10 protein-coding genes and 1 other RNA gene are annotated in these 12,975 nt (G+C 36.5%); 6 read left to right on the forward strand and 5 right to left on the reverse strand.

Annotation, left to right across the window (positions count from 1 at the left end):
- Window positions 1–233 precede the first annotated feature (233 nt).
- The 3 genes from FBR08_RS01700 to FBR08_RS01710 are packed head-to-tail and all read right to left on the reverse strand — an operon-like array spanning window position 234 to window position 5,305.
- Entirely contained in the window at window positions 234–1,022 is a 789-nt protein-coding gene (locus FBR08_RS01700) for a hypothetical protein (RefSeq protein WP_158961060.1), read from the reverse strand.
- 56 nt (window positions 1,023–1,078) lie between these two features.
- Entirely contained in the window at window positions 1,079–3,595 is a 2,517-nt protein-coding gene (locus tag FBR08_RS01705; RefSeq protein WP_158961062.1) for a TonB-dependent receptor plug domain-containing protein, read from the reverse strand.
- A gap of 3 nt (window positions 3,596–3,598) precedes the next feature.
- Window positions 3,599–5,305 (reverse strand): M23 family metallopeptidase, encoded by a 1,707-nt coding sequence (locus FBR08_RS01710; protein WP_158961065.1) that lies wholly within the window; start codon window positions 5,303–5,305, stop codon window positions 3,599–3,601.
- A gap of 342 nt (window positions 5,306–5,647) precedes the next feature.
- Here FBR08_RS01710 and FBR08_RS01715 point away from each other — a divergent pair, with 342 nt between their 5' ends.
- The 4 genes from FBR08_RS01715 to rny all read left to right on the forward strand — a co-directional run bounded on the left by FBR08_RS01715 (window position 5,648) and on the right by rny (window position 8,032).
- Window positions 5,648–5,938, forward strand: a complete 291-nt coding sequence (locus FBR08_RS01715) for a hypothetical protein (RefSeq protein WP_158961067.1) — start codon at window positions 5,648–5,650, stop codon at window positions 5,936–5,938.
- 8 nt (window positions 5,939–5,946) lie between these two features.
- Complete coding sequence (locus FBR08_RS01720) at window positions 5,947–6,246, forward strand: cell division protein ZapA (RefSeq protein ID WP_158961069.1); 300 nt, start codon at window positions 5,947–5,949, stop codon at window positions 6,244–6,246.
- A 65-nt stretch (window positions 6,247–6,311) separates the two neighbouring features.
- A non-coding RNA gene (gene ssrS / locus FBR08_RS01725) (6S RNA) lies at window positions 6,312–6,420 on the forward strand.
- A 49-nt stretch (window positions 6,421–6,469) separates the two neighbouring features.
- Window positions 6,470–8,032, forward strand: a complete 1,563-nt coding sequence (rny, locus tag FBR08_RS01730; RefSeq protein ID WP_158961071.1) for a ribonuclease Y — start codon at window positions 6,470–6,472, stop codon at window positions 8,030–8,032.
- A 50-nt stretch (window positions 8,033–8,082) separates the two neighbouring features.
- On the opposite strand, the gene xerD is transcribed toward rny, so the two are convergent.
- Together xerD and FBR08_RS01740 are read right to left on the reverse strand one after the other, a co-directional pair.
- Window positions 8,083–9,000: a site-specific tyrosine recombinase XerD gene (xerD, locus tag FBR08_RS01735; protein ID WP_158961073.1), complete on the reverse strand. Its 918-nt coding sequence runs from the start codon at window positions 8,998–9,000 to the stop codon at window positions 8,083–8,085.
- Between the two features lie 88 nt (window positions 9,001–9,088).
- On the reverse strand, window positions 9,089–9,730 hold the full coding sequence (locus tag FBR08_RS01740) for an outer membrane beta-barrel protein (protein ID WP_158961075.1): 642 nt from the start codon (window positions 9,728–9,730) through the stop codon (window positions 9,089–9,091).
- A gap of 329 nt (window positions 9,731–10,059) precedes the next feature.
- On the opposite strand from FBR08_RS01740, the gene aroQ reads away from it, so the two are divergent.
- Together aroQ and FBR08_RS01750 are read left to right on the forward strand one after the other, a co-directional pair.
- On the forward strand, window positions 10,060–10,476 hold the full coding sequence (aroQ, locus tag FBR08_RS01745) for a type II 3-dehydroquinate dehydratase (RefSeq protein WP_158961077.1): 417 nt from the start codon (window positions 10,060–10,062) through the stop codon (window positions 10,474–10,476).
- Between the two features lie 152 nt (window positions 10,477–10,628).
- Window positions 10,629–12,956 (forward strand): DUF5686 family protein, encoded by a 2,328-nt coding sequence (locus FBR08_RS01750; RefSeq protein WP_233266193.1) that lies wholly within the window; start codon window positions 10,629–10,631, stop codon window positions 12,954–12,956.
- Window positions 12,957–12,975 lie beyond the last annotated feature (19 nt).

Consider the following 12,975-nt stretch of genomic DNA (forward strand, 5'->3'; position numbering starts at 1 on the left):
TCCATATATTCTCAAATAGAGAACTACTTAATCTTGTTGGTTCAAAAGCGACACTGAGCAACTTGCTCTATTTTTTAACAGTCTATTCTTTTATGGTGATTTTCAAATAAGCAAGCCTAACCCCATCTCAACTACATCCGTTCCTTGCGTAGCCTACTCTGAAATTTGTTGGTTGACCTTCAAAAAAAAATGCCCCAAAAAACTTGGAGCATCTTAAGGCATTTATAGTATGTTTACTGTGCTTCCTCTACAGGAGGGGCAGTAGCTTCGTTACTTTCTTCAGTACTTAAGACATTTAATGGATCATAACTTTTAACTTCCCATGTAGGATCTGTCAAATCAATATAGAAGTAATTGACATTGTCATTTTTATCGAAAGCTCCATTTTTATTGATATCTTCAATTGTTCTAAAATACAATCGATTTTGCACATCAATTACGGTCCAGTCCAATAATTCTTGTAAATAAGGGCTTAGTTTCTTGAATTCTTTACCACTACCTCTACTGATATACAGTGTTTTAATATCATTCGAATCAATTTTACCATCGCGATTCGTATCGGCATCAAAGACATTATATACTAAAATATTTTTCTTTAATTTTTCTGCTATGACATTCAAATACACCACAGATTGAATTTGAATTTTTTTATTTGTCAACGGCCTAATCTCTAGAGAATCCTTATGCTGAAACATTAAGTTTTCTAAATACCCCGTAATTTCGAATGGCACATAATTGGATACCGTATAAGAAAATTGACTAACCTTACTTGTACCGTATTTACTTGGACTTGTATACACTCTTACTTCACCAACAGGGTGAATTAAATAGGAAGAGCTACCGACAACCAAAGGCAAATCAGCAATTCTGATATCTTCTGTTTTTTCTTTTACCGCTTCTTGTTGTTCTTGTGTTTCTACCTCGTCTTTGTAGATCACTTTTGGTTTTTCTTCTTGTCCTTTACAAGAGAAAAACAACACAGCGGAAAAAACACTTACTACGAAACCTAATTTTGTTTTCATTCTTTTCACTATTGATGATTCAAAGATACGTTTTTTACGAATGCTCTACGAAAAAATTAAAACGTTAGCGCTACTTTAATATTAAGTGTTCTTTGCGTCATATAATTCGGTATTGCATATTCTTTATTGCTACTGATATCTCTCATCCACGTATTGGTAATGGCGTTATCAAAATCGAATACGTTATACACCTCTACCCCGACTTGTAGCTGATCGATGCCCTGGAGCCAACTGCGATTCTGTCCGATGTTTTTGTCTTTGAAAACGTAATTAAATCCCAAATCTGCACGTTTGTAATCGCGCAATCTTCCTTGATACAAATACGGATCGACATAAGCAGGAGACCCCCCTGGAAGTCCAGTGCTATACACGGCATTGAGGTACAATCTCAGGTTGGGAATAGAAGGCACATAATCTTGAAACAACAACCCAAATTTTAGTCGTTGATCTGTTGGTCGAGCAATGTATCCCTTGTTTTGGTAATTTTCTTCTGCTTTCATAAAACCAACGCTAACCCACGATTCGGTTCCCTCAATAAATTCACCATACAAGCGCATGTCAGCTCCATAAACATAAGCTTTCGCCTCGTTATTGGCCACATAGCGCATACGCACATTGTCTAAGGTATAAATATTAGCGTCTTGTATATTTTTGTAATATGCTTCAGAATGAAGACCAAAATTTCTCCCCCACATCTTAAAGCGATATTGATGTCCAAGTACGAATACCCAGGCTTTTTGCGCTTTTAAATCGGGATTTAACTCCCCGTCAAATCCTCTATACTCCCGATAAGATGGTGGTTGTTGATAAAGTCCTAAGGCCAAAGAAAACAACATCTCTTTATCCCAATTACTCGGTTCAAAAGCAATTTGTGCTCTAGGACTCACCACTACTTTGCTCTTATCACTTTCAGACATCTTCCACCACTGCATGCGAGCACCAGCATTAAGAGTGATTTTTGCATCCGTTGTATATAGGGCTTTATTCCATTCTCCATAGGCCATAAAGCGATTAATATCCACTGTATGTTGCGTTTGAAGTGCAGCATAAGGGTGTATCGCTGGCAAAACGTATCCCAATGAATCCATCAGTTCCCATTCGGACAAACGGTCTTTGATATTTTCTTTGGTATATTTTACTCCCCAATGAAGCGATGCGTCTGAATCTCTAAACAAAGCCTTTCCTTTTAGCTCGGCACTCAAAGCCAAAGCATCATAATTATTTCGGGCATGTAAAAATTGAGAAGCGATTCCTTTCTTTACAGGAGCAGGTCTTTCGATATCCTTACCAAAAAGCGGATCAGCATCATATTCGGCTTGATCCACTAGTAAATAAGAGGCTTCTATGTCGTAATATTCTTTTTCTTGGGTGTGATAAGCAGAGAAAACAGCTTCTATTTTATTGTCGTCCTTCCATACATAAGAAGAAGTAAAAGCGCCAAACAACGAACTGTACTTATCTTCTTCTCTTCCGTCATATAGCACAGTTACATTGGATACACTATTATAAGCTCCAAAAGAAACATTGGCGCGGTTGGGCTCATATTTATAGTGATTCCCAGTCATATTTCCCAAAAAGCTAAAACTCCATTGCTCGTCTAATTTATAGTTCACAGATGTTTGTGCATCCATAAAAACAGGTTTATAATACCCATCGTCGTCGGAGCGATTCATCAACAATCGATTGTTGTGATAGCGCATGCCCATAACCGCTGTTAGTGCCTTGTCTTTCGATACTAAATCTACTGTAGCACCCGCACCTAAAAAACTCGCTTGCAAATAGGCTTTATTTTCGATCGGCTTGCGATAGGTAATATCTAAAACCGAAGACAGCTTATCGCCGTATCGCGCTTTAAATCCTCCAGCAGAAAAGGAAATATCTTCCACCATCGTCGGGTTTATAAAACTCAATCCCTCTTGTTTACCCGAACGCACTAAAACTGGACGATACATTTCAACTCCGTTAACATAGATGAGATTCTCGTCAAAACTTCCTCCTCTCACGTTATATTGGCTACTGAGTTCGTTGTTAGAATTCACACCTGCCAATGTAGTTAATCCCGTTTCTAAGCGATTACTTGTAGCAACTGCAGGTGTAATATCTGACAAATTCACGCTAGAGAGATCGCGTTCAAAACCCCCTTTAGGTGTCACAATTGTAATATTATCCAACACTTGCTCCTGTTTATTGGATTCTTCTTTCAGTACTTGGATTGTTTGTTCTTTGTTTTCACTTGTCCGTTTCAAACAATCAAAACGAACAAATTGAAACGAACCGTCTGTAAGATAGAAGGTTCCTGGATCCAAACAAAGAAGTGAATCTGGTATCGTTATATACACCTTTTCTACTTTTGGAATTTCCAATTGAAAGCCCCCTTCCTCATCAGTCAAAACCTCTCCAATTGCGCCTAGTTTTTCCTCGCGTGTTCCTTGATAAACCGTAATGGTCACCTTGGGAATTCCCTTTTGATTTTCATTATTCACAACCTTACCTCTCAATACGACAAGCTCTTGAGCATATAGACATACGCTCAATAAACAAACAAGTAGTGTAATTCCCAATCGGTGTATCATCTGTTATTTTCTAAAAAAATGTGTGGTATAAGTCGCTTCGTTATTCATGTTATCCGTCACTTTGATAATCACGTCATTGCGACCAGAAACAACGACTCCATCGCGGAATAAATGTACTATTTTTTTTGTTTTATAATCGTAGTCCAACAACATCCATTTTCCGTTGATACTTCCTTCAATTTTATCAATTCCCGAATCGGCATCTTGAATTAAAAAAGAGATTTCCTTTGCATTGCTCAACCAGTCTCCTTCTTTGAAACTCGGTTGATAAATTTTAGGTGGTGTACGATCAATTGCATAGGTATAATCGCCTAGTTTCTTCGTGTAAATAGTAAACAACTTTCCTTTTTTATGTGTTTTCACATAGGCTTTACTGCCATTTGGGCTAAGTTGAGCTAAATACGCTTTTTCCAACTCTGCGTCAGTTAATCCGAACCCACTCACATCAACCGTCAACGTCATATTCTTAAATCCAGCCACAACATCTTTGTGCAACGTTACCACTTTATCTTTGGCATTGAAAATAAATTGAAAATCACGGTAAAAAGCATTAGCGGGAATTGTCACCGTTGCAAAATCCTTTTCCAATATAAAATCCCTTGTCGACACGATATCGTAACGATCACCTTCTGTTACATCTATACTCTCTACTCGAGCGACAAAATCATCAGCATAGGCAACGGGAATTTCAATTGTCGTTTGATTGCCGTGATAATCCGAAGCCACAATTCGATAAATATAGCTTTCTCCAGGTTTAACTGTCAAAATCCCTTGATTGCCTTTATCTACTTTCAACACAGAAAGTGGGTACGGAATTTCAACAAACATTTTTTGCACTTTCGCTTTGGTTTGTTTTACACGTCCGTAGTCTACCAAAGCATTGACAAAACCGGTTTCGCTAAAGGAGAACGTATCAAATTGATAACTAAAACTCGGTGTTCCATTAATAAACGTTTCAAGCTTATAAACGCCATTTTTATTGGCATTATTATTCGAGGTATCATGCATATCAATACCAAAGCTAATTTTTCCTTTGGCTGTAATAGGATCCACTGCCAAGACGCCATTGCGCATTTTGTAGGACAGTTGAATAGGATTGCTATTTTTGTTAATGGTTGCATCTGCTGAAATTGGATAGGCATAAACCGCATTAACTGTTGGAGCCTCTGTATCGAGAAGCATTTCTTTCATCCCCTTGCTCAGAGGATTGATGATATTCTGCGTTTTCGTATCGCGGAATTCGTAGTGTAAATGTGGCCCACCTGAGCCACCTGTATTTCCGGTATAGGCAATAATATCCCCTTTTTTTACTGGAATTTCATTGCGTTTCGGATAGATTTCAATTTCAAATACGCGTTGTTTGTAATGGGTATCCAATACGCGTTGTGCAATTGTTCCTTCATAGCCATTTAAATGACCATAAACAGTAGTTATCCCATTGGGATGATCGATATACAAAGCCTTCCCATACCCCCAAGTCGATACTTTTATTCTAGAAACATAGCCGTCTGCGGGTGCATAAACAGGCAAGCCAATACGTTGTTGCGTTTTTATATCCAATCCTGAGTGAAAATGACTTCCTCTTAATTCGCCAAAGTTACCCGAAGCGTGAATGGGTATATCTAAAGGGTTAGCAAACTCTATCGATTGCGATTGCCCAAAAGCAAACAAAGCAGAGCAAACAAAAAAACCAGTGAAACGCTTTTTCATAATGTACAATTTATTGCTAAAATAAAGAATAATCTAAAATTCGCGCCTCCTTTTCCACAAAACCTCAGATTAACCGCGTCCGTACTCTATCAAAAATCCATCAAATAAAGCTAGTTTCCTCCTATAGTTCTGAAAATGTGTGGTCATAACTTTACTTTATCAAGCCTTTAAAAATAAAACAAGAATTATTAAACATTTCACTCCTAAAAACAGTGAATACATTCCTTAGTTAGTTATTAAACAATTTCCTATCCATTCACGCGAACTTTTCACAGAAAATATTTTAAAATCTAAATACTAATTGTAACTTTGTAAAAGAATAGTGAATATTTATTTTGTGACATGAGTGAACTAACGGACATAATTAATGCATTGGAAGTAAAGTTTGCAAAACTTGTACAGCGATTAGATCAATTGGAAGCGGAGAACAACAAGCTAAAACAAAATTTAATTGAGGCACAGCAAGAAATTCAACAAAATGAGAGTCAATTGGACGACATTTACAAAAAGTATGAATCTCTTCAATTAGCCAATTCACTATTGGGCAGTGACGAAGGAAGAAAAGATACGAAACTCAAGATAAATTCATTGATAAGAGAGATTGACAATTGTATCGCTCAACTCAGTAAATAAAGCTAGCTATGAGTCAAAATGAACAACTAAAAATCAAGATATCGATAGCTGATCGCGTATATCCGTTAACGGTTACCTATGCACAAGAAGAGGCATTGCGTTCAGCATCAAAGAAGATTGATATCATGATTACTCAGTTTGAGGATAGCTATGCGGTACGAGATAAGCAAGATGTTTTGGCGATGTGTGCTTTACAATTGGCATCACAAACGGAACAGAAAACGATTGATAAGTCTGAGAATTACAACAAAGCTGTTGACCGATTAGTTCGATTGGATGAAGCCTTGGATCGTATACTTTCTAAATAAAACGTTCTTATTTAAAGGAAAAAACTAAAAAAGATACTGCTCACATTAGTAAACCGTTTTGATAAACTCAACACTAACAAATTAAAATGGGTGAATCATTGCTACTAAAGCATGCTGCATTTATGCAGATCCTTGAACAGCAAGCTAACCCAAAACTTGTTTAAATCAGAGTTTATGCAACTCTACTGATGTGGGCTTTTTTTTATATAATTATAAAACACATATGGATATACTATTTATTGTTGGAGGAGTTTTGGTAGGTGCAAGCATAGGTTTTGCCATCGCAAAATACCTAGAAAAAAACCATGCTTCATCTGTTTTACAAAACGCTAATAATGAAGCTAAAACAATTATACGCGACGCAAAGACAGAAGGAGAATCTACTAAAAAGGAGAAAATTCTTCAAGCAAAGGAGAAATTTATTGAGCTAAAAGCGGAGCATGAGCAAGTTATTTTATCGCGTGATAAAAAGATAGCGGAGGCAGAAAAGAGAACGAGAGATAAAGAATCTCAAATTTCCAATGAATTATCTAAAGCCAAGAAGGCGGCTGAAGAAAGCGAAAAAATCATCAAAGATTACGATGTTAAGCTTGAACTTATCGAGAAAAAACAAGAGGAAGTTGATCGCTTACACCGCACGCAAGTGGAGCAATTAGAGATTATCTCTGGTTTAACGGCTGATGAGGCGAAAAATCAAATCATTGAAAGCCTTAAAACAGAAGCGAAAGCAGATGCGATGTCGTATATTCAAGATACGATTGAGGAGGCTAAATTAACGGCTCAACAAGAGGCGAAAAAAATCATCATCAGCACGATTCAACGTGTAGGAACAGAAGAGGCAGTAGAGAACTGTGTATCGGTATTCAACATTGAATCGGATGATGTAAAAGGGCGTATTATTGGTCGTGAAGGACGAAATATTAGAGCAATTGAAGCTGCTACTGGAGTGGAAATCATCGTTGATGACACCCCTGAAGCAATCATCCTTTCTTGCTTTGACCCTGTAAGACGTGAAATTGCACGTTTATCACTACACCGTTTAGTAACTGACGGACGTATTCACCCTGCTCGTATTGAAGAGGTTGTTGCTAAGACAACAAAGCAAATTGAGGAGGAAATCATTGAAATTGGAAAGAGAACCGTTATCGATTTAGGAATTCACGGGTTACACCCAGAATTGATTAAAATCGTTGGTCGTATGAAATATAGATCGTCTTACGGTCAAAACTTATTACAACACTCGCGTGAGGTAGCTAAATTATGTGGTTTAATGGCTGCAGAATTAGGTTTAAACGTCAAATTAGCCAAACGCGCAGGATTACTTCACGATATTGGTAAAGTACCTGAAACAGAAAGCGAATTACCACACGCAATTTTAGGTATGCAATGGGCGGAGAAATATGGTGAAAAACCAGAAGTTTGCAACGCTATTGGAGCGCATCACGATGAAATTGAAATGACAACCTTAATTGCACCAATTATCCAAGTGTGTGATGCTATTTCTGGAGCGAGACCTGGAGCGAGAAGACAAGTATTGGATTCTTATATTCAGCGTTTAAAAGACCTAGAAGGTATTGCCAATGAATTTGGTGGAGTTAAAAACTCGTACGCAATTCAGGCAGGTAGAGAATTACGTGTAATCGTTGAAAGTGAAAAAGTTTCCGACGAAATGGCAGCTACTTTATCTTTTGATATTTCGCAAAAAATTCAAACAGAAATGACATATCCTGGTCAAGTAAAAATTACAGTAATCAGAGAAACTAGAGCAATCAACATTGCTAAATAGGACTGAAATACTCATAAAAAAAAGCGTTATAGTTGACTATAACGCTTTTTTTATGGCTTCTTTATACTTCTAGGATGATATTGATCCATCACTCCTTTCAACTTCTCTCTACTGATATGCGTGTAGATTTCTGTAGTTAAAATCGATTCATGTCCCAACATCAATTGAATCATGCGAATATCGGCTCCATTTTCTAAAAGATACGTTGCAAAGGAATGTCGAAAACTATGTGGACTAATATTTTTTTGAATATTGACTTTTTTTGCTGCCTGTTTGACAATCGTAAAAATCATGGCTCGCGTTAAACGCCCCCCTCTGCGATTTAAAAACACAACATCACTATCCTCTTTTTTTACCTGCATGTGGTTGCGAATGGTTTCTTTATATAAAGTAATAAATCGCATCGTATCTGGATCAATAGGCACAAAGCGATGCTTGCTCCCCTTCCCTATTACGCGAATGAACCCTTCTTCAAAAAAGAGATCACTCAGGCGCAAATTGACTAATTCACTCACGCGCAACCCACAACTATACAAGAGCTCCAGCATCACCTTATTTCGGTAACCTTCATTCACAGACAGATCAAAGGTTTCAATCATAGCATCAATCTCCTCCATCGCTAACACTTCGGGAAGTTTTCGCCCTAACTTGGGAACTTCCAATAAATCGGTAGGTGCTTTTTCAATCTGTCCATCGACAATTAAAAAAGTAAAAAAACTCTTTAAACCTGAGATAATACGCGCCTGCGAAGTTGGCGCCAAGAGTGTTGAAATTTGATATACAAATTCATTGATGTGTTCTGGCGTAACCGCTTGTGGGGTTACTACGATTTCACTGTGGTTTAAAAATTGAACAAATTTCATCAAATCCAATTCATAGCTTTCGATAGAATTCTCTGCTAGCCCTCGTTCTAATTTCAAATAATGGATATACGATTGCAGGGTAATCTGCCAACTTTTACTACTCATTTTCTCTTGATTCGTTTCATTCAAAGATAAAAAAAAGAGCTTCAAAACTGAAGCTCTTTCTTGTATTCTATTATTTACCGTTCTGTGATTAGAATTTGTAAACTAATCCGAATGTAGCGTTGTCAAAGAAGTTATTGAAAACGTTTAAGTTTGCTTCTGTAGAAGAAACACTTTCTATTTTATTTCCGTTTTGTTTAGCATCGTAGTTGCTGTAGCTAAATACATTTCCTAAAGCAAACGTAACAGCTAATTTCTCAGTTACGAAATAGTTGAATCCTAAATCAATACCTGCAGCTAATCCTGTTTCTTTATACTTAGCATCAGAAACTTTATTCTCTTGGTATCCTACTCCAACTTCAGCATACGTTTTGAAACGGCTACCTAATTCTAAGAAGTAGTAACGAGCGAATGCTCCAGCGTATAATTTAGTTCCAGTAACGTCAACTGGCAATACATCAGACTCTAAAAGACCTTTACCAAAGCCTAAAGAAGCTCCAACAGCTACTTTATCACTTAAGAAATATCCAACTTTAGGATTAAAAGTATAATGTGTCGTTTTGTCTTTCAATCCAGAATTTGAATCTTTGATTACTTTATCAGAAATTTGGAAACTTCCTTCAATCATGATGTTTCCTTCTTGGAAACCAAATGTTGGTTTTTCTTTTTCTTGAGCGTTAGCTGTGAATCCAAACGCAGCAACAGCTGCTAACGATAGTACTAATTTTTTCATATTCATTAATTTTTTTCTATTAACTAAGTACGAAATTAAGGCATCTCCCCTTAAGATGACGTTTATTTAATAAAACTATAACATTAAAGAAACATTGTAAATTTAAAAAATTAACATGATATTGTAAATCAATTAGTTATTCCGTTATTACAAATAGTTAACATTTAGTTAATTTCAAGAAAAATCGCACTTTAGAAGGCATTGAAAAACTAAAAGACTGAGAATGAATGGAAACTAAATTCGAATCCTACTAAATATTACCATTTTCTTTTGTTTAACCAACCTGAATATTAAATATCTTTGTTTCACTGTTACACTAAATTCAAAGCATGAAAATTCTAATACTCAATGGCCCTAATCTTAATTTATTAGGTAAAAGAGAGCCTACTATTTATGGAAGCACGAGTTTTGAGGCTTATTTTGAGCAACTACAGCTTGATTTTCCTTCTTTCGAATTGGACTATTTTCAATCCAATAGCGAGGGGGTATTAATTGACAAACTACACGAGGTTGGTTTTAGTTATGATGGTATTGTATTCAATGCGGGCGCTTATACGCACACTTCTATAGCATTAGGAGATGCGATTGCCGCTATTCAAACCCCAGTTATTGAAGTACACATTTCCAACACACAGGCTCGTGAAGAGTTCCGAAAGACATCTAAGTTAGCCCCTTATTGCCAAGGAGTAATCCTGGGATTTGGTTTAAAAAGTTATGCACTAGCCCTTCGCGCTTTTGAGAATTAATGTATAAAAACACAACAAAGATTGCTTTATCTCTAATTTTCCTTATAGTTTTTCTATGGGGCAATTGGTGCTATGGACAATCGATTACTGGGAGAGTATTCTCAGATAAACAAACGCCACTTGTGAATTGTTTGGTTTTTATACCAGGAACTATGCATCAAACGCGCACAGATGAAACTGGTTTATTTACAATTAATTGGGACTCAAAGCGACCTATTTTTATCCAGAAAGAAGGCTATGAAAATAAACGATTAAAGTACAACAAGCAAGAAGAGCCTTTCGTTGTTTCTCTAACGCCTTTAGATAAGCGCAACATTCTTTATACCGATCAGCAAGATTTGTATGCTACTTATCTACTTTCGTTAGTTTATGAGCATTTCAAACAGCGAGCCGACAACTACCAAGTCGCTTATTATGCAAAGGGAGACCTACAACTCAATACACAGCGCTCTTCTTATCTAGGACAACAACGCAAGGACTTAGATCCGGCTTTGGACATCGATAGTGAAGAATCGGGGAATTTCATTTACCTCAGCGAAATTAGCTCTGACTTGGATTATCGCAATAAGATGATCAGTAAAGAGACCGTACAGGTACTACAAGAACGAGGAAATGGAAAAGACTTGCTCTTTCTAACAGGAACAGACAATGATTTTAATATTTTTAGTCCAGAAGTTTCCAAGCAGATTAATGTTGTATCTCCCCTACTTCCGTATGCAAATACCTATTATTTCTTTGATATCATCATGGAAGAACAGGTGGGTGATGATACTGTTTACCGCGTATACTTTACACCTAAACGCGATCGAGAGCCCATTATGGAAGGATATATTGAATTTACAAACAAGAATTGGCAAATATTGTCTTTTTACGCTAAGATGCAAGGCAATAATGTAAATGTCAAAAACATCAACAACTTACAGATTAAACAAACGTATACCTATTCTCCTTCTTTGAATGCCCATGTAAAAGCCGCTCAAACCTTGGTGTTTGATGGTCGATTTATCGTTTTCGACTTCATAGGTAAATTTGAAAGTAGTTTCTCTAATTACACCGAGAAACCAGAACATTTAATGGAGAACAAGACCAATGAATATTTAACTTTTACCAAAAAATACAACGTTGACGAAGAGGAAAAACTAGCTGCTATTCGTCCTTTTCACTTGCTAGAAAGCGAAAAAAAATACTTTGACCAAAAGTCGATTTTCACAACGGACAACACCAAAGTGATTTTAGATTCTATTGATAAGCGAACCAATAATTTTACAGTTTTTAAATTAATCAAAGGATACAACTATACGAATTCGTATAAAAACAGTTCCTATAGTTATCACGGGCTACTTTCTACCTTCGCATTTAATGCGGTACAGGGATTTAATATTACATCGGGAATTGACTATACCAAAATTAGATCCAACAATGCTGCGACCTCATATGGTGTAAATGTTAGCTATGGTCTTAGTGAGAATAAATTTCGTTTTTTAGGTTACGCCTCTCATGTATTCAACCAACAGGATTATCGTACAATACGATTAGAGGCGGGGGAGTCCATTGAGCAGTTTAATCAGGATGATCCAATTAAAAAGCCCATCAATTCTTTTGCTTCTGCTTGGTTTGGAAAAAACTATGCAAAGTACTTTCAAAAGAAGTTTTTCGCTCTGAATTACAGTCAATATTTGGGGACTAATTTTACTTTCGATGGACGGTTAGAATATGCTTATCGCGAGAATTTGTACAATAATATTCAAAATCCGCCTTTTGTACCGACATTGGATTTTACGTCAAACAATCCTTTGAATCCTTCGGATTTTGAAAGTCCAACGTTCAAACCGAATGGCGTTGTAAAACTACAAGCCAATGTACAAGTGGTCTTTGACCAAAAAACGATTAGTTACCCCAACAAAAAACAATATATACAACAGTCGAAGTACCCTGTTTTGGAGATTCACTTAGAAAAAGCATGGAATACGACGGACCGAAATTTCAGCTATACCTTTGGTTCTATTGCCACAAAATACCAAAATAACATCGGCAATATTGGAGCATTGTACACGGGTATTTCTATTGGACAATTCTTTGAACAGAATCAAATTCCCTTTACTGACTTCAAACATTTTAATGGCAATCAAACCTTTATTGGTTCAACCGCTATTTACAATAAACAATTTAATTTACTGCCGTACTATGCATATAGCACGAATAAGTCCTATGTCGAATTTCACTTAGAACACGATTTCCGCGGTTACATCCTCAATAAAATTCCACTGTTAAATAAAACCAGGTATTCCCTTATTGTTGGTTTTCACTTATTACAAACCCCAGATCAACCAACCTACAAAGAGTTTAGTATAGGATTAAATAACTTTGGGTTCAAAAAATTTAGACCTTTTAGAATTGATTACTTTACCTCTTTTTCCAACAACAAGACAAATCACGGGATTGTATTGGGAATAAAAGTTTTAGATTTAATTCAGAAATAACCGTGAGTTTTGCTTTGTT

Source organism: Myroides fluvii (assembly GCF_009792295.1).
GTDB lineage: Bacteria > Bacteroidota > Bacteroidia > Flavobacteriales > Flavobacteriaceae > Flavobacterium > Flavobacterium fluvii_A.

Excerpts from the sequence above, each read along its gene's own strand:
- FBR08_RS01715 (WP_158961067.1), top strand. The coding sequence starts at position 5,648 with ATGAGTGAACTAACGGACATAATTAATGCATTGGAAGTAAAGTTTGCA.
- FBR08_RS01740 (WP_158961075.1), bottom strand. The coding sequence starts at position 9,730 with ATGAAAAAATTAGTACTATCGTTAGCAGCTGTTGCTGCGTTTGGATTC.
- aroQ (WP_158961077.1), top strand. The coding sequence starts at position 10,060 with ATGAAAATTCTAATACTCAATGGCCCTAATCTTAATTTATTAGGTAAA.
- rny (WP_158961071.1), top strand. The coding sequence starts at position 6,470 with ATGGATATACTATTTATTGTTGGAGGAGTTTTGGTAGGTGCAAGCATA.
- xerD (WP_158961073.1), bottom strand. The coding sequence starts at position 9,000 with ATGAGTAGTAAAAGTTGGCAGATTACCCTGCAATCGTATATCCATTAT.
- FBR08_RS01720 (WP_158961069.1), top strand. The coding sequence starts at position 5,947 with ATGAGTCAAAATGAACAACTAAAAATCAAGATATCGATAGCTGATCGC.
- FBR08_RS01705 (WP_158961062.1), bottom strand. The coding sequence starts at position 3,595 with ATGATACACCGATTGGGAATTACACTACTTGTTTGTTTATTGAGCGTA.
- FBR08_RS01710 (WP_158961065.1), bottom strand. The coding sequence starts at position 5,305 with ATGAAAAAGCGTTTCACTGGTTTTTTTGTTTGCTCTGCTTTGTTTGCT.
- FBR08_RS01750 (WP_233266193.1), top strand. The coding sequence starts at position 10,629 with ATGCATCAAACGCGCACAGATGAAACTGGTTTATTTACAATTAATTGG.
- FBR08_RS01700 (WP_158961060.1), bottom strand. The coding sequence starts at position 1,022 with ATGAAAACAAAATTAGGTTTCGTAGTAAGTGTTTTTTCCGCTGTGTTG.